The organism is Psychrobacter sp. TB20-MNA-CIBAN-0197, assembly GCF_040309765.1.
Taxonomy (GTDB): Bacteria; Pseudomonadota; Gammaproteobacteria; order Pseudomonadales; family Moraxellaceae; genus Psychrobacter; species Psychrobacter submarinus.
Genome location: NZ_JBEOPC010000032.1, coordinates 1 through 20160 on the forward strand (window position 1 = coordinate 1; position 20160 = coordinate 20160).

Genomic DNA, 20160 nt, shown 5'->3' on the forward strand with positions numbered 1-20160 from the left:
TACCATTTTTATCTGCAAATCGCCTAAAAAATAGTCTCTGTCAGTGCCATGGTCGAATGTTCAACACGCCCTAATATTCTCTATTAGTTTTTTGATGTTTTGACAATAATAATAGGGCCGCTGTAGTATGCCCCTTATTTAATAAACAAGGATAGTTATGATTTATCAGTATTTAGACAAAAAACCTGAGTTTGCCGTCCCTTTTAATGGCTGGGTTGCCGATACGGCGCGAGTCATTGGCGATGTATATTTAGGTCATCAAGCCAGCGTTTGGTTTGGCGCAGTGATTCGCGGTGACAATGAGCGTATTCATATCGGCGACTACAGCAATGTGCAAGAAAACAGCGTGATTCACACTGATGCGGGTATCGAAGTCAAAATTGGCGATTATGTGACGATTGGGCATTTAGCGATGCTACATGGGTGTGAGATCGGTGATAACAGCTTAATTGGCATCGGCGCAGTAGTACTTAATAAAGCCAAAATCGGTAAAAACTGTATTATCGGCGCTAAAGCCTTAGTCACTGAAGGTAAAGAGATTCCGGATAATTCACTAGTGATGGGTGCACCGGCCAAAGTGATCAAAACTTTGACTGATGAGCAGGCCGCGATGCTCAAGCTATCCGCCATGCACTACGCAGATCGCTGTCAAAAGTTCAAAACAGGTCTGACCGAAATCCAAGCGCCTGAATAGTTTTATAAGTTTTATAATAAGAAAACCGATAGCTTAAATAGTAAGAATAGTAAGTAAGCGTCCTTATTTTAGGACGCTCCTTTTATCCTCAGCGAGTATGTTTTATGAATAACACTTCTACACCAGCCCCTGCCAATGCGCGCACCTTAGCGTTATTTGATTTAGACCATACTTTGCTCGATGTCGATAGCGACTATTTGTGGGGCGAGTATATCGTCAAGCATGGCCTTGTCGATGAGGCGCAGTATCGCACTGCCAATCAAAAGTTTTATAATGACTATATAGAAGGTACCCTCGATGCGACTGAGTACAATGAGTTTGTCGCACAGTTTTTGAGCTCTTTACCGATGGACAGGCTTGATAAGTTACGTGAAGATTATATAAAAACAGAGATTGAGCCGCATATTCGCCCAAAGGCGATGGAGGTGTTGTGTGAGCACGTGGAGCTTGGTCATGAGGTGGTGATTATCTCAGCGACCAATAACTTTGTGGTGTCTGCTATCGCTCAGCGTTTTGGCATCACCGAGGCAAACGTACTATCGACGCCGCTTGAAATCGTCGATGAGCGCTACACCGGTAAATTAACCGATAAGCCTAACTTTCAAGAAGGTAAGATTTATCATCTGGATAAATGGCTTGATAAAAAGCAGCAAGATGGTATCCACTTTACCAAAACTTATGCCTACTCTGATTCTAAAAACGACATCCCGTTATTAGAATGGGCAGATATTGCCGTTTGCGTATCGCCGGATAAGGCTTTGCATGCCCATGCATTGGCGAATCGCTGGGCGGTTGAGGATTGGTCGATTTAGTTTATCATCATTTAGCAGTGCTATTGCGATGAGTAGTCAACAACATCGCTTTTAATAATTATTATTTTTGGCGTAGGCTAGGTTTTTAACCCAGCATTTTGAATTTACAAAGTCCTGAAGCTGGGTTAAAAACCCAGCCTACAAAGACACTATTATTTAATACATACAGGAACACTGATGGAAATTAACCCATATCAAGAGCAAATCAAAGACTTATCGACGCGTGGACAGGACCTGCGGAGGTATCTTTGACTTCGATGGTAAGCAAGAGCGCTTAGAGGAAGTCAATTTAGAGATGGAGAGTCCGGAGCTGTGGAACGATCCGGAACGTGCCACCAAAATTAGCAAAGAAAAAAGTCAGCTCGATAGCGTCATCGAGATAGTGGTATCGCTTGAGACTACGCTTGAAGATGCCGCTGCAATGCTAGAGCTCGCGGTCGAAGCCGAGGATGAGTCCCTGCTCAAAGATGTGCAAAGCGAGCTTGATAGTGCTGAAAAACGCGTCGCCGATTTGGAGTTTCGCCGGATGTTCAGCGGTGAGATGGACCCGAACAACTGCTATTTGGATATCCAATCGGGTAGCGGCGGCACCGAGGCCCAAGATTGGGCGGAGATGCTACTGCGCATGTATACACGCTGGGCGGAGGCGCACGGCTTTAAAGTTGAGGTTATCGAAGTATCTTCAGGTAGTGTCGCCGGTATTAAGTCTGCCACTATCGAGATCAAAGGCGATTATGCTTTTGGCTGGCTGCGCACTGAGATTGGTGTGCATCGCTTGGTGCGTAAGTCGCCTTTTGATAGTAATAACGGTCGTCATACCTCGTTTGCGGCTGTGTTTGTATCGCCTGAGATTGACGACGATATCGATATCGATATCAATCCTGCTGATCTGCGGATTGACACTTATCGCTCATCAGGTGCTGGCGGTCAGCACGTCAATACCACAGACTCGGCAGTACGTATTACTCATGAACCAAGCGGCGTGGTGGTCACTTGTCAAAACGAGCGTAGCCAACATGGCAATAAAGCCACCGCAATGAAAATGCTACGCGCTAAGCTCTATGAGCTTGAGATGCAAAAACGCATGGAGAGCCAACAAGCGGTAGAAGATAATAAGTCTGACGTCGGTTGGGGCAGTCAAATTCGCTCGTATGTCCTTGATGACTCGCGGATCAAAGATTTGCGTACTGGCGTTGAGACCTTTAATACCGGCGCCGTACTCGATGGTGATCTCGATCAATTCATCGAAGCCAGCCTTAAAGCAGGACTGTAAGGTTTATCAACACATTTTAAACACCATTACTTAAGGAAAATTTATGCCAAGCGTAAATAGTTATTTTGACGATAAAGTCACGTCGATCGCCTTTCAGACAGCCACTCTGCCAGCGACTGTCGGCGTGATGGAAATTGGGGAGTATGAATTTGGCACCAGCGAATTTGAGACCATGAGTGTGGTGAGCGGCGCGTTGACCGTTAAACTGCCAGAAAGTAGCGAATGGCAGACCTTTGCCGCCGGTCAACAGTTTACTATTGAAGCGGACAAAAAATTTCAAGTCAAAGTTGAGGTTGAGACTGCGTATTTATGCGAGTATGGTCAGTAGATCATTTTTGTACAATAAGCTTATTAGTAAGAAAAACGCCAAGTAACTGATACTTGGCGTTTTTTTTAGCAACATGAAAGTTTTTTTATAAGTTTTTGCGGTACTGCACCATATCAGTCAGGCTGGCAAGATTGTCGTACAGTACGCGCGCGGTTTGATTGCTGTCTTGGGTTGTCCAATAAACGCGATTGCAGTTTTTCTCACTGGCAAATTCATACACCTGTTCAATCAGTGCGCGTCCTACACCTTGTCCGCGAATAGATTCACTGACATATAAGTCTTCTAAATAGCAGCAGTCTGTTTCATTCCATGTATTGGGATGCAATACCACATGAACTATGCCAACCAACACCTTGTCTTTAAATGCACCAAACCCATAAACAGGCGTGCCACTATCAAGCAGTTTTTGCCATGTGGCTTTTGAGGTGTCGAGCGGCAAGTTAGTGTCATAAAATGTCAGATAGTCTTGCCAAAGGCTTAGCCACGACTCATAATTTGCGTCAGTTAACGGCGCTATTTGTGTAGCATGGTTTTGCACAACATTGTTATTTTGCATACTTTTGTCTTCAGTCATGATTTAGATGCTTTCAATAAAAAATGGATGCTAAATTATGCCTGAAAACCGAACTTTTGATAACCCTTTTATCTTGTTAGTTTTACACACTATTACACATTATCTGCGTCAACTGCATAGCAAGTCATGTCGATTTTATTTATCTTAAACAAGAGGATAAATAAACAATAAAAGGCAGGGCTATGACAACCAAACAGACGATAAGCGATGACTTGCGTCACGATTATGAGCGCCTAGCCAAGCAAGCAAACCTGCGCTATGTCAGCGATGATGAGCCGGGTTTTACCCGCCGCCGTCATGGTCGCGGCTTTACCTATCGAGATGCAGCAGGCAATACGGTCAAAGATAAAAAACTGCGCCAACGTTTTGAGGCTTTAGTCATTCCGCCGATGTGGTCTGAGGTGTGGATATGCCAACATGAAAACGGTCATCTCCAATCGACAGGGCGCGATGGCAAGGCGCGTAAGCAGTATTTGTATCATGAGCTGTGGGATAGTGTGCGCGATCGTGCCAAATTTGAGGCGATGATTGGCTTTGCGAGCGCCCTGCCTAATCTGCGCGCGCAAGTCGAAAAAGATTTAGAAGCTGAGACTTTATCGCATGATAATGTGCTTGCGGCGGTGGTGAAGTTGCTAGAGACGACTCTCATTCGTATCGGTAATAGTCGCTATGCTAAGCTCAATAAAAGCTACGGCCTTAGTACTTTACGTAGTAAGCATGTGAGTGAAACAGAGAATGGCTTGGCCTTCGATTTCGTTGGTAAAAGTGCCAAAGCGCATCATATCGAGCTACAAGACGAGCGCTTGATAGACATCGTACAGTCTTGCTCTGAGCTGCCTGGCTATCAGATTTTTAAGTATTTAGATGACAATGGCGACAAACGCGTGGTTGATAGCTCTGATGTGAATGAGTATCTACGCCTGCATCTGTGTGAGGAGAGCAAGGCCGCCTCGGACTGTACAAGTAGGCTCTACAGCGCAAAAGACTTTCGCACTTGGATGGCCAGTGTGCTGGCCGCCAGTTATTTATACGATGAGCTACAAAACGGTAATGGTGAAGCCATTTTGGCGAGCGCCCCTGATAGTAAACTGCGGCAAACGTTAGTCACTGAGATGGTCAAAGATGTCGCTGAAGAGTTAGGCAATACGCCAAGCGTCTGCCGTAGCTCCTACATTAATCCCATTATCATTGAGAAGTTCTTAGCAGGCAAGTTTTATGAAGAGTATAAACAAGCCCGGCGCGGACGAACTAGAGAGTATCAGAGCTTAGAGGAAAAAGCGCTGCTTCGTTTTTTGGATAACTCATGAGTAGATGAATAGCTCTAAGACTTCTTAGATAAAGCTGTTATCTTTTATATCGTTAAGATAGTTTATTTATTCCTATCTTAACAATATAAGCGCATCGTATATATAATCGATAATATATACACTAAGAAGACATACACTAAGAGTCATCATCTACAAACGATAAGGGAGATATCATGCAGGTACAGGGAAACAGTTTTTTAGTCACTGGCGGCGCTTCAGGGTTAGGCGAAGCCGTGGTTCGCGCTATCACTGCGCAAGGCGGAAAAGTAGTCATCGCGGACCTCAATGAAGAGGCGGGGACAGCTTTAGCCCGTGAGCTTGGCGATAGCGTTCGCTTTGTGCGCTGTGATGTCACCAGCGGCGATGATGTACAAGCGGCAGTCGCTACCGCCGAGACGGACTTTGGTGGTCTGCAAGGCTCTATCAACTGCGCGGGCATCGCTGTGGTACAAAAGCTACTCGACCGTGACAATAACCCAGCGGATCTAGAGGCGTTCACACGCGGCGTTACTATCAATCAAGTCGGCTCGTTTAATGTCGCACGTTTGGTGGCAGCTAGTATTGCTAAGTGTGTCGCCGCCAATACCAACGCTGATAGTGCGCAAAATGCCGATAACGGTATTATTATTAATACAGCGTCTATTGCAGCTTTTGATGGGCAAGTCGGGCAGGCCAGTTATGCGTCATCGAAAGCGGGCGTGGTTGGTATGATGTTGCCACTAGCGCGTGAGCTGACGCGTCATGGTATTCGCGTTATGACGATAGCGCCAGGGGTGTTTGCGACGCCGATGATGCACAGTATCCCAGAAAAAGCCCGCGAACAACTAGAGGCAGCTGTCCCTTATCCAAAACGTTTAGGCGCTCCTGAAGAGTTTGCTAAACTAGCGATGCATATTATCGATAATGCCTATCTTAACGGTGAAGTGATACGTTTAGATGGCGCGATTCGTATGGTCTGATACCTTAGCTCTTTTTCTATTCATAACTTCTGCACAAACCTTGGCATAGAGATCTGTTATCTTGTGACTAAGCTCACTTAATAAGAAGCAATTTCTATGTCATTTTCTCGATTATCATCTCGCAAAACCAAACCCTTCTCTTTGGCTATTCTGACGCTGATAGTTGTTAGTATGATAAGTGTGAGCGCGCTGGCCTTAGCCAAAAATAGCAGCAAGCACAATCAAGCTATCCATACAGATGTCACTATCGATAAAGTTTATGTCGATAAGTCCGAGCGGGTATTAAAGCTATTAAGTGGCGATCGAGTAATCAAAACTTATCACATTGCTTTAGGGGATGGCCCAGTGGGACATAAGCGCCAAGAAGGCGACGAGCGCACACCGACAGGGAGTTATATTCTTGATTATAAAAACGAAAACTCTAACTACTATCGCTCCATCCACGTCAGTTATCCTAACGCCGCTGATAAAGCCCAAGCCAAAAAACGCGGGGTCAGTGCGGGCGGTGATATTATGATTCATGGACAAAAAAACGGCCTTGGTCATCTGGCGGCTATTACGCAGCAGCGTGACTGGACGGATGGCTGTATTGCGGTGACTAATGATGAGATGGATGAGATTATGAGCGTATACAAAGCAGGAATGCCGATTGAAATTGTAGAATAGCTTAGCGTTTTTTATCGTCTCATGAGCCAGTTATAGCGTTTGTTCTGGATGGGGCAAGCGCTTTTTTATTAGCAATAAACTCTTATTTAGGTACTTATTTTTCTTTAAAAATTCTTGAAATAGCACTGATAAATACTTATTAATAAACTAGATTTATATCATTGCTAATAGTAAGGTTTTTATTGTTTTTCGCTTGAAATGACTGTCACTATACCTTATATAGATAGCAACCAAAGGCAAACGGGCTAACCTAATACTTATAAAAGCCTGTTGCCATGATAAATTATCAAAGGATAACAATATGAGATTTGAGAAATTCACCCAAAAGTTGCAATCTGCAATACAAGAAGCGCAAAGCTTAGCGTTAGGGCGTGATAACACCGGTATCGATCCGGTGCATTTATTAGCAGTATTATTGCAAGATGAGTCAAACATCGCGATCTGTCAGCAAGCCGGCGCATCCATTCCGGCGCTAAAAAATGGCGTGGCCAAAGCGCTCGATAATCAAGCAACTATTAGCAACCCAACAGGCGATGTCAATCTAAACCCAAACTCAGTAAAGATTTTAAACCTAGCCGATCGCCAAGCACAAAAAGAAGGCGATGATTTTATTGCCACTGAATGGGTGCTATTGGCACTTGCGGAGCAAGGCGAAACCAAAAAGATATTTGAAAGTGCTGGGGTTACCGCAGATAAGTTAGCAGCGGTTATCGAGCAACTTCGCGGTGATGAAACTGTGAATAATCAAAACGCAGAAGATCAGCGTGATGCGCTCAATAAATACACCATTAACCTAACCGAACAAGCCGAGATGGGTAAGCTAGACCCTGTCATTGGCCGTGATGAAGAGATACGTCGTACCATTCAAGTGCTCTCGCGCCGCACCAAAAACAACCCCGTGCTCATTGGTGAGCCAGGTGTCGGTAAGACGGCCATCGTCGAAGGCCTAGCACAAAAAATAATCAATGGCGATGTGCCAGAAGGTCTACGCCGTAAGGAAGTGTTGTCCTTGGATTTAGGTGCATTGATTGCCGGTGCTAAGTTCCGCGGTGAGTTTGAGGAGCGTCTCAAAGGGGTGCTAAGTGACTTGGCCAAGCAAGAGGGCAATGTCATTTTGTTTATCGATGAGCTGCATACCATGGTCGGCGCGGGTAAGTCAGAGGGCGCGATGGATGCAGGCAATATGCTAAAGCCTGCGCTTGCACGCGGTGAGCTACACTGCGTCGGCGCGACGACGTTAGATGAGTATCGTCAATTTATCGAAAAAGATGCCGCCCTTGAGCGCCGTTTCCAAAAAGTATTGGTCGATGAGCCAACGGTTGAAGACACCATTGCTATTCTGCGTGGTCTAAAAGAGCGTTATGAGCTGCATCACGGTGTCGATATTCAAGACAGCGCGATTATTGCCGCAGCGCGCATGAGCCATCGTTATATCACCGATCGCAAGCTGCCTGATAAAGCGATTGATTTAATCGATGAAGCAGCCAGTCGCCTGCGCATGGAGATGGACAGTAAGCCTGAAGCACTCGGTAAGCTCGATAGCCGTCTGATTCAGCTAAAAATGCAGCGCGAAGTACTCAAAAACGAAGAAGATGCCGGCGCACAAGCAGAGCGTAAAGTGCTTGATAGCCAAATCGAGGAGCTAGAAAAAGAGTACGCCGATCTCAATGAGATTTGGCAAGCGGAAAAAGCGCTGGTTAAAGGCTCTCAGCAGCTAAAAGACGAGCTGGACAAAGCGCGTATCGCTTATGATAAAGCCAGCCGCGAAGGCGACTATGAAACCATGAGTAAGCTGCAGTACGAGACGATTCCACAGCTTGAGCGCCGTATCACAGAGTCTGATTTGGCCGAGCAAAAAGAGCTGGCAGGTGATAATGGCGGTGCCAAACTGCTGCGTAATAAAGTCACGGACAACGAGATCGCAGAGGTGGTGGCAGCCGCGACGGGAATTCCTGTCAGCAAAATGCTGCAAGGCGAGCGTGACAAGATGTTGGCGATGGAAGACAAGCTGCATGAGCGCGTCATCGGTCAAGATGAAGCAGTCGAAGCAGTCGCCAACGCTGTGCGCCGTAGCCGAGCTGGGTTGTCTGATCCCAACCGCCCATCGGGTTCGTTCTTATTTTTAGGGCCTACGGGGGTTGGTAAAACTGAGCTGACCAAATCACTGGCCAACTTCTTGTTTGATAGTGAGGATGCCATCATCCGTATCGACATGAGTGAGTATATGGAGAAGCACAGCGTCAGCCGCTTAGTGGGCGCGCCTCCAGGCTATGTCGGTTATGAAGAAGGCGGTACGTTAACCGAAGCGGTACGCCGTAAGCCTTATAGCGTGATACTGTTTGATGAGGTCGAAAAAGCGCATCCTGATGTGTTTAATATCTTGCTACAAGTGTTAGACGATGGACGTTTGACCGACTCACAAGGCCGCGTGGTTGACTTCAAAAACACGGTGATTGTGATGACCAGTAACTTAGGCTCACACAAAATCCAAGAGATGGTCGGCGAGAGCTATGAAGACATCAAGTCTGAGGTGATGGATTCGGTCGGACAGCATTTCCGCCCAGAGTTTATCAACCGTATCGATGAGATTGTGGTATTCCATCCGCTTGGCATGTCGCAGATGGCTGGTATTGCTGACATTCAGTTGCAGCGTCTACGTCAGCGTCTCCAAGAGCGTGAGATGGATATCGAGCTGTCAGCCGATGCGATGCACAAACTAGTCGCTGTTGGTTACGATCCTGTGTATGGCGCGCGTCCACTAAAACGTGCGATCCAGCAAGAGATCGAAAATCCATTGTCATTAAAGCTATTGGCTGGTGACTTTGTCGCAGGTGATATCATCAAAGTCGATGTCGATCAAGATGATAGATTGACTTTTAATAAGCTTAGAATGAGCTAATAGTCATTTTAGATTGAGAGCCAATATCTAAGTAACACTAACCCTTTATCTGCCATAGTAGATAAAGGGTTTTTTGTTGCATAATTTCTGGGCGAAGTTACATGAGGCTTGCTATATTAGAAGACAGATGTCAGCGATAAATAAAAATGAGACTAAAGATATTAAAGGATGAACGCTATGCCAATCGACAGCAAGATAAGTAAAAACAAGCAAGTTAGTTTACCGCTAATGGTAGCCGCTCTACTATTTAGCACTGCGGCCTGCTCAGAATCAGCCACTCCTGTAGCCAATACACAAGACGTTGACATTAGTACTAGCGAGCAAACAGAAGACAGCAAGCCTAGCTTTACTACCCAAGTGATCGCAACCTTTAATGAGCCATGGGCGATGGCTGCACTACCAAAAACAGGAAATGACGCGCTTGAGTTGCTAGTCACGCAAAAGTCGGGCGAGCTATTTGTGGTCGATACGCAGACAGGAGTCAAAACCCAAGTCGCAGGTGTGCCAGAGGTGGCTTATGGCGGACAAGGCGGCTTAGGAGATGTGACTTTAGCGCCAGATTTTAGGGCAAGTAATGCTATTTATATCAGTCACGCCGAAGCGGGCAGTGGTGCTGATAGTAATAAATATGGGGCAAAGGTTATCAAAGCGACGCTCAGCGGTTTAGATACCGAGAAGCCAAGTTTGCAAAACATCAGCACTATCTGGCAGCAAAACAAAAAAATCGATGGGCAAGGGCATTATAGTCATCGCTTATTGTTCTCACCTGATGGACGTTACCTTTATATCAGCTCAGGCGATCGTCAAGAAAAACAGCCTGCGCAAGATATGAGCTTAAATCTTGGTAAAATTATCCGCTTGCATCCTGACGGGACTGTCCCTAGTGACAATCCTTATGCCAACAATAATGACATTAGCGCCCAGTTTTGGAGTACGGGTCATCGAAATGTACTCGGTATGGCGTTTGATGAGTCGGGCAGATTGTGGAGCAATGAGATGGGACCGCGTGGCGGTGATGAGTATAATTTAATCGTCAAGGGCAATAACTATGGCTGGCCTGTGGTCTCAAACGGTCGTAACTATTCTGGCACAGACATACCCGACCATGATACTCGTCCTGAATTTACTCCTCCTAAAGTGAGCTGGACGCCTGTTATTTCACCATCGTCTTTGAGTATCTACACCTCAGGCAGTCAAAATGACTTTCCAGCATGGCAAGGCAAGGCATTAATGAGCGGCTTATCCTCTAAAGCGCTTATCGTGGTCGATATGGATGCGGCAGGTAATGCCAGTGAGCGCTATCGCTATGATATGGGCGCAAGAATACGAAATGTATCAAGCATAGATGGTCAGGTATGGCTACTGGAAGATGGCGATAACGGCAGATTGCTACATTTATTACCACAGTAAAACCAAGGTTAATTAATCATAATGCTATGATATAACATGGCAGTAGTTTTACCAATAGTGAAATAATGTTTTCTAATTGATGACTTACAACTTTGTTTCTATTCAATAAAGACTTGTAAGTACTTGTTTTATAATTGATAGTTGCGCGTTATCTTGATAAGGTAAATTTCCAAAAAAATTAAGGTTATTTAACGAATGGATCACGTAAAGGTTGAAAGGCTTGGCCCTTTTCCTAGGGTAAGCAAGCCCGTCTTCATCACATCGAGTATTCTTATTATTGGTTTTATTATCTTTGGCGCATTTTTCACTGAGACTGCTGGTGCGCTTTTTAGTTATCTGCAAAGCTTTATTACGACTAATTTTGGCTGGTTCTTCATTTTACTCATGAACGTGGCTTTAGTCTTTTGTATTTATCTTATAGCAAGTCGCTACGGCGATATACGTTTGGGTCAGCAAACTGAGCGGCCGCAGTACAGCCTGGGGTCTTGGATTGGCATGCTGTTCTCAGCAGGTATCGGTATCGGTCTAGTCTATTGGGGTACGGCTGAGCCATTATACCATTACATGGCGCCGCCAATGGCTGAGCCTGAGACCATGGAGGCCGCTAAGCAGGCGATGAATGTCTCGTTTTTGCATTGGGGTTTACATGCTTGGGCTATCTATACTATCGTCGCGTTATCTTTGGCCTATTTTCATTTTAGACGCGGATTACCGCTGTCCATTCGCTCAACTTTGTACCCTATATTGGGTCAAAAGATTTATGGGCGCTGGGGACATACGGTCGATATTTTAGCCGTCTTTGGTACGATGTTTGGCGTTGTGACCTCGCTAGGTTTAGGAGTCATGCAGATCAATTCAGGACTTGAAAACCTATTTGGTCTTCAGAATAGTCTTGCTGTTCAGTTTGTCATTATCGCCTTTATTACTCTGCTGGCTTGCGGATCTTTAATGCTTGGTCTTGATAAAGGCATCAAGCGTTTGAGCGATCTCAATATGGGTCTCACCGGCCTACTGCTAGCCTTTATGGTTATTTTGGGTCCAACACTATTTATCTTTGATAGCTTCTTTGAAAACATTGGTAATTATCTGGCGGCAATCGTTCCACTTAGTTTTTGGGGTGAGTCGTATAGTGGTACCGATTGGCAAAGTGGCTGGACGATATTTTATTGGGCATGGTGGGTAAGCTGGGCACCATTTGTTGGGGTGTTTATTGCTCGTATCTCTCGTGGTCGCACAATTCGTGAGTTCACTTTAGGTGTGCTACTGATACCGATGACTATTTTGTTCTTTTGGTTCACAGCCTTTGGCGGCGTAGCTATCCATATGGAGCTGTTAGCAACACTTGATCCTGCTCTAGTAAGCCCTGGGCTAATAGAGGCAGTACAAGCAGACATAGGTAGCGCAATCTTTAAGTTGGTTGAGTATTATCCATTCGCTAAGCCTATTACCTTGTTGATCGTCATCATGATTGTCTTGTGGTTTGTCACCTCGTCTGATTCTGCAAGCTTTGTCATTGACATGTTAACCGCAGGTGGTGATACCAATCCACCAAAGATTCAACGTCTATTTTGGGCGACGGCAGAAGGCTTTATTGCCGCAATCTTGCTCGCAGCAGGTGGTCTTAGTGCTTTGCAAGCAGCAGCGATTGTTGCAGGTCTACCCTTTGCCATTGTCATTTTTGCCATGATGTACGCGCTGTGGCGTGGTCTTGGCCGCGATCGCTTGATCCTTTATCGTGCGCAGCAGCGTTTTATTACTGATGAGTCTATCGATCATAATACCGCTGATGAGTTTGCCGATGAGCATCTACTCAAAGGACCGCCAAAGATCGTCAAAGGCGATTAATCTTCAGTTAAGTACGTTAAACTTTATTATTAGTCTCAATCTTTAAACAGATTGAGGCTTTTTTTATATCCATGATAAAAGCTAAAATAGCCTAAGCGATTGTATTGATAATAGCTTTTAAGGCTCAAAGTTCGATTCGCTATAGCAAAATATCCTTAATTCTTTCTAAATTATTTTTGCATATTAACCACTGTATTTTTAATACTGCATTTGATAATCACCCTATATCTTGGTAAGGTGACGCAATTTTAACTTTTGGACACGCTATGGATCATGTAAAAGTTGGCCGCTTAGGCCCTTTTCCACGGGTAAGTAAACCTGTGTTCTTGACCTCAGCTATTTTGATTTTGGTCTTTATTATTTTCGGCGCTTTTTTTAATGAGCAAGCTGAAGTGGTGTTTAACGAGGCAAAAGCGTTTGTCTCGTTGCGCTTTGGCTGGTTCTTTATCGTGGTGGTGAATCTAGCCTTAGTCATGAGTATCTATATGATATTTAGCCGTTATGGCGATATCAGACTAGGTCATCAAACTGAGAGGCCCGAGTATAATCTAGTCTCATGGATTGGTATGCTCTTCTCAGCAGGTATCGGTATTGGTTTGCTGTATTGGGGTACTGCTGAGCCGTTGTATCACTTTATGGCACCGCCATTAGGCACGCCTGAGAGTGTTGAAGCCGCTAAGCTTGCGATGAATATCTCATTTTTGCATTATGGGTTTCATGTTTGGGCCATCTACGGTATCGTCGCTTTGGCGTTGGCTTATTTCCATTATCGTGTCGGCCTACCTTTGGCCATTCGCTCAACCCTGTATCCTTTACTCGGCAAAAAAATCTATGGACCTATGGGTCATACGGTAGATACACTTGCCGTATTTGGGACGATGTTTGGGGTGGTGACGACGCTTGGATTAGGGGTGTTACAGATCAACTCAGGTCTAGATACGCTATTTGGTGTACCTAATAATATCACTACACAAATCATTTTGATTGCTATTATTACTGTATTGGCAGGCATGTCGCTGTTTTTGGGTTTAGATAAAGGTATCAAGCGCTTAAGTGATCTGAATATCTTATTCACCGTCATCTTGCTCAGCTTTGTGATTATCTTAGGTCCGACGCAGTTTATCTTTAATAGTTTCGTTGAAAACGTTGGTAACTACTTGCATCAAGTGATTCCTTTAGGTCTTTGGACTGAGTCTTATGAAGGCCAAGATAACTGGCAGTCATCTTGGACTATCTTCTACTGGGCATGGTGGATTAGCTGGTCACCTTTTGTTGGTGTATTCGTCGCTCGTATCTCACGTGGCCGTACGATTCGCGAGTTTATTTTGGGTGTGTTATTAATCCCCATTACTATTCTTTTCTTATGGTTCACCGCTTTTGGTGGCTCAGCAGTACACATGGAGCTGATGGCTGCAGCTGATCCAAGTGTGGCAAGTCCTGGTCTTATCGAGGCAGTCAAAGCCGATACTGGCAGCGCAATCTTTAAGCTAATGGAATCGTATCCATTAACTGCAGCGGTCAACCTACTCATCGTGATTATGATCGTGCTTTGGTTCGTGACCTCGTCAGATTCTGCAAGTTTCGTCATCGATATGTTGACCTCTGGTGGTGATACCAATCCGCCTAAGATTCAGCGTCTATTCTGGGCAGGTACTGAAGGCGTTATCGCAGCGGTACTCTTAGCAGCTGGCGGTTTAGGGGCTCTGCAAGCGGCATCGATTGTTTCAGGCTTCCCGTTTGCTATCGTGATTATGGTTATGATGTATTCACTACTGCGTGGTTTGAGCCGAGATCGTCTGATTCTGTATCGTAATAAGCAGTGGTTCACTACTGAGGAGTCTGCTGAACACAACTCAGCTAACGAGTTCCGTGATGAAGATCTGTTAACAGGGCCTCCTGACTTAATCGTAGAGCCCAAAGATAAGTAAGACAGGTTTAATCTGACTTTGTAGAAAAATGACCATTCGTAAGAAAAGCCCTAGCTTATATATTAAGCTAGGGCTTTTTTATGGGTGATAGCGGGTAAACATTCATAATCATTGAATATGAGCATTGGTTTATAAGCTTTGGTTTATGAACATTGTCCTTTGGTATAACCGATTGCAGTGGTTGTGCCACATGCGGAGCAAGCATTACCCGCGGTACGATAGTTGAATCCTGAGTCGGTCTTTGTTTTGACACATACTGGATCGTACTGCATGGTACACATGGTTTGCTCAGGGTCATAAGGGGGACATTTGGTAAAAGGGTTGTCACTAGATATCTGCTTGCCATATTCCACGGTATGAATAGCCGCATCGTCTGGGGTATTGACACTTGGAATATTACTACAGCCAGCTAACGCCATAATAGCTGACAACCCTAGTAATAAAGAGCTTAGTCTCCATGATTTGAGTACAGGGTTCATAGTGGTATCTCCTTATCAGTATTGTTTGATTATGTCCTGTCATCGATCTAGTCACCTTGATTAATGACAAAGTCCAAATTCATAGTAGCTTATTTATCATCAGTCAGCCACTAAGTTGTTATCGTTGGCGAAAATCTCAGGCTATTACATAGGCTTGAGGGTATCACTGATATAAGTTTGACTGGCATGCCTTACTCTTTTTAGTTTATTTTAGACGCACGCTCGTAGCGCTATAGCTGATTCGTAGGCATTGACCATACGGCTATATCAATAAAAAACCCTAAGCTTATGATTAAGCTTAGGGTTTAATAGGGAGATACTAATGAGCATAAGACTTTAATGCAACTAACAAGCTAGGCAAACGCTAAGAATTTGTTTATTCGCCTACTGTATCGTTTTTATTAAGCTGCACATAGTTATCGAAGTTTTGTGCGTAGTCAGTAAGATTGTCGCTGAGCATTTGGCGGTACTGCTTGGTATAAAACTCGATAATGTCCTCTTTTTCTTTGGCAAAATCCTCCCCTTTTACAAAGCCAATAGAGGCGACCGAAGCGCTATAACGCGCGGCAGCATAAAGTAGGGAAGCGCCGACTTGGCCTGAGTGTGCCTTTTCGCCGAGTTGGCTATTAGCAACGCCGATAATCTCATCAGCGCGCTGATAAAAAGACTGCATCTCAGGAGTGATCTCGACATTGTTTTCGATATTGTCTGTATTGGTAGTATCGTTTGGCATATTGGCGTCAGACATAAAAGACTCCGTTAAGTAAATGAGTTAAATAGTATGTTATTTCAATAGTCTAAATTTTATAGAATAGATAGTAATCTTGCTTTTCGGACTACAGACCGGCATCGGCTTTGAGTATCTCAGCCTTATCGGTTTTTTCCCAAGTAAATGCGGTCTCAGACCCAGGACGACCGAAATGACCAAAGGTTGAAGTCTGCTGATACATGGGCTGCAGCAGATTGAGCATACGCGTGATGCCATAAGGACGTAAGTCAAAATGCTTACGAATCAGGCGAATAATCTCGTCATTATCGATTTTGTTGGTGCCAAAAGTGTTGATAGAAATAGAAGTCGGCTCTGCCACACCAATAGCGTAGCTGACCTGCACTTCGCAGCGATCAGCAATGCCAGCTGCGACAATGTTTTTGGCGACGTAACGCACCGCATAAGCGGCACTACGATCGACTTTAGAGGGGTCTTTACCACTAAAAGCCCCGCCGCCATGACGAGCCATACCGCCATAAGTATCAACGATGATTTTGCGGCCAGTTAGACCCGCGTCGCCGACAGGCCCGCCAATCACAAACTTACCGGTTGGGTTGATGTGATAGCGCGTGCCTTTATGCAGCAGATCAGCTGGTAGCACATGCTTGATGATGTTCTCCATGATAGCCTCTTGCAAGTCCGCTTGTGAGATACTAGGATCATGCTGAGTCGATAGTACTACCGCATCAATAGCGACAGGGCGATTGCCATCATAGTTGAGTGTTACTTGTGCTTTGGCATCAGGTCGGAGCCAAGGCAGCTCGCCTGCACGGCGCAGCTCAGACTGACGCTGCATCAAGCGGTGCGCATACTCGATAGGAGCGGGCATCAATACATCCGTCTCGTTACTGGCATAACCAAACATTAGACCTTGATCGCCAGCGCCTTGCTCTTCTGGGCTACTACGATCGACGCCTTGGGCAATCTCAGGCGACTGCTTGCCGATCATGTTGATAACCGCGCAAGTCTCACCATCAAAACCTAAGTCCGAATGATGATAGCCGATACCATTGACCGTATCACGAACGATACGCTCGATATCAATGTTAGCTGTAGTAGAGATTTCACCAGCTAATACGACAGCGCCTGTTTTGACTAAAGTCTCACAAGCGACGCGCGCGTGCAGATCTTCACGCAAAATGGCATCGAGTAAGGCATCAGAGATTTGGTCAGCCATTTTATCAGGATGGCCTTCGCTGACAGACTCTGAGGTAAATAAACTGTATTCACGCATAATATGATCGCTTAATGGCAGGGACTGTTATAAAAACGAGTCAGTATTTATTAAAAGTTATAAAAATAGAAAAATGAGTCAAAAAAATTACCATATCTTACCGTGATTTGCTCTAAAACTCTAGAGCGTCTTTACGACTCAACTAAACTCTCGAAACTCTTAAGAGTCCTAAACAAATCTAAAACTTCATAAATATCAAAGAGTCGCGCGGAGAGAGTCGCATGGTGTTACCTTCATTTGAGTAGTCATAACTCCAAAAATTTAGCTTTATCCTTAAACATACATTCCTCATACACCGGACAAGCACCGCATTTCGGTGTGCGCGCTTGACAAGTATAGCGTCCGTGTAAGATCAGATAATGATGGGCATCTACTAGCATATCTTCTGGAATACGCGCGACTAGCTTTTGCTCAACGATGAGCACATTTTTGCCAGTTGCAAGGCCAGTACGATTACCGACCCGAAAGATATGGGTATCGACCGCCATAGTGGGCTGACCAAATGCCGTATTAAGCACCACATTAGCAGTCTTGCGGCCGACGCCTGCCAATGACTCAAGGTCTTTACGATTATCAGGCACTTGACTGTCAAACTTATCAATCAAGTCGCGGCAAGTCTTTATCACGTTTTTAGCTTTTGAATTATAAAGACCAATGTTCTGGATATAAGGTTTGAGTCCTTCCTCACCCAAAGCATAAATGGCTTCGGGCGTATTAGCGATAGGATAAAGCTGATTTGTCGCAATATTGACGCTGACGTCAGTGGCTTGCGCGGAGAGAATAACGGCGATAAGCAGCTCAAAGTTACTGTTGAAGTGCAGCTCAGTGACGGGCTCATCTATCGTTGCCGCCAGCTTTTCAAAGAATGGCCGCACATTGCGCTTAGGCATCAGTCTCGATGGCGGCGTATTAGCGGTTTTATGTTTAACGGTTTTACTCATAAGATGACGTCTTAATTTGACTGATTTTTATCGCGTGGTTCGTTATAGCATCCATTAAAGGGTGGCAAGCTCTTCTTGTAAGGCGCTAAGCTCGCTTTGCTTAGCGGCATTGGGACGCACGCTTAGCTGCTTTTCTAGCTTTTTGATTTTGCTGCGTAGTTTTGCTGCCGCAATAGTATTTTTGGCTTGTTGCTCGCTGATATCGAGAGCTTGGCTCGCGACATTATTGAGCTTAGCCTCTACCATGCTGACGACGGGCTTGGCATTACTACTATCGGCCAGCTGTTTGGTGACCCGTCTTAGATGAGTATGATAACGCTGGCGCAGATCGTCTTGTTCTTGTTCGCGCTCGGCAGCTGTCAGCTCGCGATGCACTGTCACTAGATCAATGCAGTCGACAGGACAAGGCGCTAGACATAGCTCGCAGCCAGTACACAGATCGGTAAAGATCGTATGCATATGCTTACCGGTACCGACGATAGCATCGACCGGGCAGGCAGGGATACACTTAGTACAGCCGATACAATCGTCTTCACGGATAATGGCACGCACTTCGGTTGGGCGCATCGTCGTGTCATCTATCGGCCACTTGGAGGGCTCGGCCATGACAGGAGTGTCGGCACTGGCGCTACTAATAGAGCTATGACTGCTATCGCTATCTACCAGAATTTGGGCAATCGCATCGGTGACCGGCTGTCCGCCAGGTACGCATTTGTTATGAGGTTCGTCATCGACGGCGATCGCTCTTGCATAAGGCAGGCAGCCATCCGGATGGTCACAAAGCCCGCATTGGGTCTGTGGTAAGCAAGCATCGATCTGAGCGATTTTAATTTGCGTCGCCTTTGGTAGCGACTCTAACGCTCGAGTATCGAATAATAGCGGCAGATCAGCTAGGCGAGTCGGTAAAGGGTGAGTATGATTGTCAGACATGGAGTACTGGCCTTAAAACGGGCATGTAATAAATAATACAGAATAAATAATAGAGGCTAAATAATATAGATAATGACTAGCAGTCAAAATAGACTTTTATGCAAGCGTAACCCCTTGCTCTTCAGCAATTTGAGCAATGAGGTCGTAAGCAATGCTGCCTTTGAAGGGTATCTTTGGCAGGTTTGATAAATCAAAAAAGTCTGCGTGCGACAGCTCATCTTCTTGCAGCACAAGATCGCCACTGTCATAACTGGCCCGAAAGCCGAGCATTAAGTTAGAAGGAAACGGCCAAGGCTGACTGCTGACGTAGCGAATGTCTGATAAGCGAATACCGACTTCTTCAAACACTTCTCTTACCACTGCATGCTCTAAGCTTTCCCCAACTTCTACAAAGCCTGCAATCAAACCATATTGTAATGGCAGAGTGGTCTGACCATAGCGGTGATGATGCGCTAATAGTATTTGCATCTCGCCGGACTTAGGGTTTGGGCGAGTAATGGCCGTAATCACACATGGCTGTACTCGCGGATACTGGCGTAAGCGGCAAACGCTGCATACCATCGCCCGCTCGCCAGAGTCCGCTGCACAGACCGCCGCACCACAGCGACTACAAAACTGAGTATCCGCTTGCCAGCGCAGCAGCTGCATGGCCTGACTGATCTGATCGGCGAGCGCTACTGGAATCTGAGTGAGCAGCTGCCGATAAGAGATAAAAGCGTTTATAGCGCCATTGTCATCAGCATCATTTGCTTGAATGTCAGTTTGGTTGATTGCCGCTGAGATGGACTCAATATCATCGCGGATAGTCGGTAGCGTGAGTTGATTGGTTTTTGCATAGTGATAGCTGATAGCATATGCGGCCGGAGCATTATTCGCTGGATGAACAGCTTCATCACTTATGCTGCTATTGCTACTGTCTCTTTGCCAATGTGCACTTTGCTGCCAATGGCTTGGCGCTAAGCTCTCTAACAGTTCGACACAGCCTAACTGATAAGGGGGCAGGTTGCGGTCTGAATCAGCCGAGAAGTCGATAGATAAGGGCTGCCAACCTTTAGGCGTCCTGCGACATAAGACAGTATCTTTTTCGATTATAAAAGCAGCACTCATTGACA

General features: G+C 45.4%; 18 protein-coding genes. 11 read left to right on the forward strand and 7 right to left on the reverse strand.

Going from position 1 to position 20160, the window contains the following annotated elements:
- The first annotated feature begins 157 nt into the window (after nt 1–157).
- The 4 genes from AAEY83_RS10375 (at nt 158) to ppnP (ending at nt 3107) form a co-directional block, all read left to right on the forward strand.
- Entirely contained in the window at nt 158–694 is a 537-nt protein-coding gene (locus AAEY83_RS10375) for a gamma carbonic anhydrase family protein (RefSeq protein ID WP_025645768.1), read from the forward strand.
- A 104-nt stretch (nt 695–798) separates the two neighbouring features.
- Nucleotides 799–1506: an HAD family hydrolase gene (locus tag AAEY83_RS10380; RefSeq protein ID WP_025645769.1), complete on the forward strand. Its 708-nt coding sequence runs from the start codon at nt 799–801 to the stop codon at nt 1504–1506.
- 177 nt (nt 1507–1683) lie between these two features.
- A protein-coding gene (gene prfB / locus AAEY83_RS10385) for a peptide chain release factor 2 (RefSeq protein WP_198013319.1) occupies nt 1684–2779 on the forward strand; the annotation gives its coding sequence in 2 pieces (ribosomal slippage) (nt 1684–1755 and nt 1757–2779; 1095 coding nt in all).
- Nucleotides 2780–2822: 43 nt separating this feature from the next.
- Nucleotides 2823–3107, forward strand: a complete 285-nt coding sequence (gene ppnP / locus AAEY83_RS10390; RefSeq protein WP_025645772.1) for a pyrimidine/purine nucleoside phosphorylase — start codon at nt 2823–2825, stop codon at nt 3105–3107.
- An 85-nt stretch (nt 3108–3192) separates the two neighbouring features.
- Here ppnP and AAEY83_RS10395 read toward each other — a convergent pair whose 3' ends face one another.
- Nucleotides 3193–3681, reverse strand: coding sequence for a GNAT family N-acetyltransferase (locus tag AAEY83_RS10395; protein WP_227501894.1), 489 nt, complete (start codon nt 3679–3681; stop codon nt 3193–3195).
- 182 nt (nt 3682–3863) lie between these two features.
- Between AAEY83_RS10395 and AAEY83_RS10400 the strand changes: the two genes are divergently transcribed.
- The 7 genes from AAEY83_RS10400 (at nt 3864) to AAEY83_RS10430 (ending at nt 14695) form a co-directional block, all read left to right on the forward strand.
- Nucleotides 3864–4988, forward strand: a complete 1125-nt coding sequence (locus tag AAEY83_RS10400) for a DNA topoisomerase IB (protein ID WP_025645776.1) — start codon at nt 3864–3866, stop codon at nt 4986–4988.
- A gap of 173 nt (nt 4989–5161) precedes the next feature.
- On the forward strand, nt 5162–5947 hold the full coding sequence (locus AAEY83_RS10405; RefSeq protein ID WP_025645778.1) for an SDR family NAD(P)-dependent oxidoreductase: 786 nt from the start codon (nt 5162–5164) through the stop codon (nt 5945–5947).
- A 96-nt stretch (nt 5948–6043) separates the two neighbouring features.
- Nucleotides 6044–6613 carry a L,D-transpeptidase family protein gene (locus AAEY83_RS10410; RefSeq protein ID WP_025645780.1) on the forward strand — a complete coding sequence of 190 codons (570 nt, stop codon included), beginning with the start codon at nt 6044–6046 and terminating at the stop codon, nt 6611–6613.
- A gap of 301 nt (nt 6614–6914) precedes the next feature.
- Nucleotides 6915–9512, forward strand: a complete 2598-nt coding sequence (clpB, locus tag AAEY83_RS10415) for an ATP-dependent chaperone ClpB (RefSeq protein WP_025645781.1) — start codon at nt 6915–6917, stop codon at nt 9510–9512.
- Between the two features lie 177 nt (nt 9513–9689).
- Nucleotides 9690–10922: a PQQ-dependent sugar dehydrogenase gene (locus AAEY83_RS10420; RefSeq protein ID WP_025645783.1), complete on the forward strand. Its 1233-nt coding sequence runs from the start codon at nt 9690–9692 to the stop codon at nt 10920–10922.
- 195 nt (nt 10923–11117) lie between these two features.
- Entirely contained in the window at nt 11118–12767 is a 1650-nt protein-coding gene (locus tag AAEY83_RS10425) for a BCCT family transporter (protein ID WP_025645785.1), read from the forward strand.
- 266 nt (nt 12768–13033) lie between these two features.
- The gene (locus tag AAEY83_RS10430) at nt 13034–14695 is read left to right on the forward strand and encodes a BCCT family transporter (protein ID WP_025645787.1); all 1662 of its coding nucleotides are present in this window, start codon (nt 13034–13036) and stop codon (nt 14693–14695) included.
- Between the two features lie 143 nt (nt 14696–14838).
- On the opposite strand, the gene AAEY83_RS10435 is transcribed toward AAEY83_RS10430, so the two are convergent.
- The 6 genes from AAEY83_RS10435 to nudC all read right to left on the reverse strand — a co-directional run bounded on the left by AAEY83_RS10435 (nt 14839) and on the right by nudC (nt 20155).
- Nucleotides 14839–15174 (reverse strand): hypothetical protein, encoded by a 336-nt coding sequence (locus AAEY83_RS10435; protein WP_025645789.1) that lies wholly within the window; start codon nt 15172–15174, stop codon nt 14839–14841.
- 376 nt (nt 15175–15550) lie between these two features.
- Nucleotides 15551–15922, reverse strand: coding sequence for a DUF3144 domain-containing protein (locus AAEY83_RS10440; RefSeq protein WP_156923964.1), 372 nt, complete (start codon nt 15920–15922; stop codon nt 15551–15553).
- An 88-nt stretch (nt 15923–16010) separates the two neighbouring features.
- Nucleotides 16011–17177, reverse strand: coding sequence for a methionine adenosyltransferase (metK, locus tag AAEY83_RS10445; RefSeq protein ID WP_025645793.1), 1167 nt, complete (start codon nt 17175–17177; stop codon nt 16011–16013).
- Nucleotides 17178–17422: 245 nt separating this feature from the next.
- Entirely contained in the window at nt 17423–18067 is a 645-nt protein-coding gene (nth, locus tag AAEY83_RS10450) for an endonuclease III (protein WP_025645795.1), read from the reverse strand.
- A gap of 105 nt (nt 18068–18172) precedes the next feature.
- The gene (locus AAEY83_RS10455) at nt 18173–19048 is read right to left on the reverse strand and encodes an RnfABCDGE type electron transport complex subunit B (protein WP_025645797.1); all 876 of its coding nucleotides are present in this window, start codon (nt 19046–19048) and stop codon (nt 18173–18175) included.
- A 96-nt stretch (nt 19049–19144) separates the two neighbouring features.
- A complete protein-coding gene (gene nudC, locus AAEY83_RS10460) occupies nt 19145–20155 on the reverse strand; it encodes an NAD(+) diphosphatase (RefSeq protein WP_025645799.1) in 1011 nt (336 codons plus the stop codon).
- Between the last annotated feature and the right edge of the window lie 5 nt (nt 20156–20160).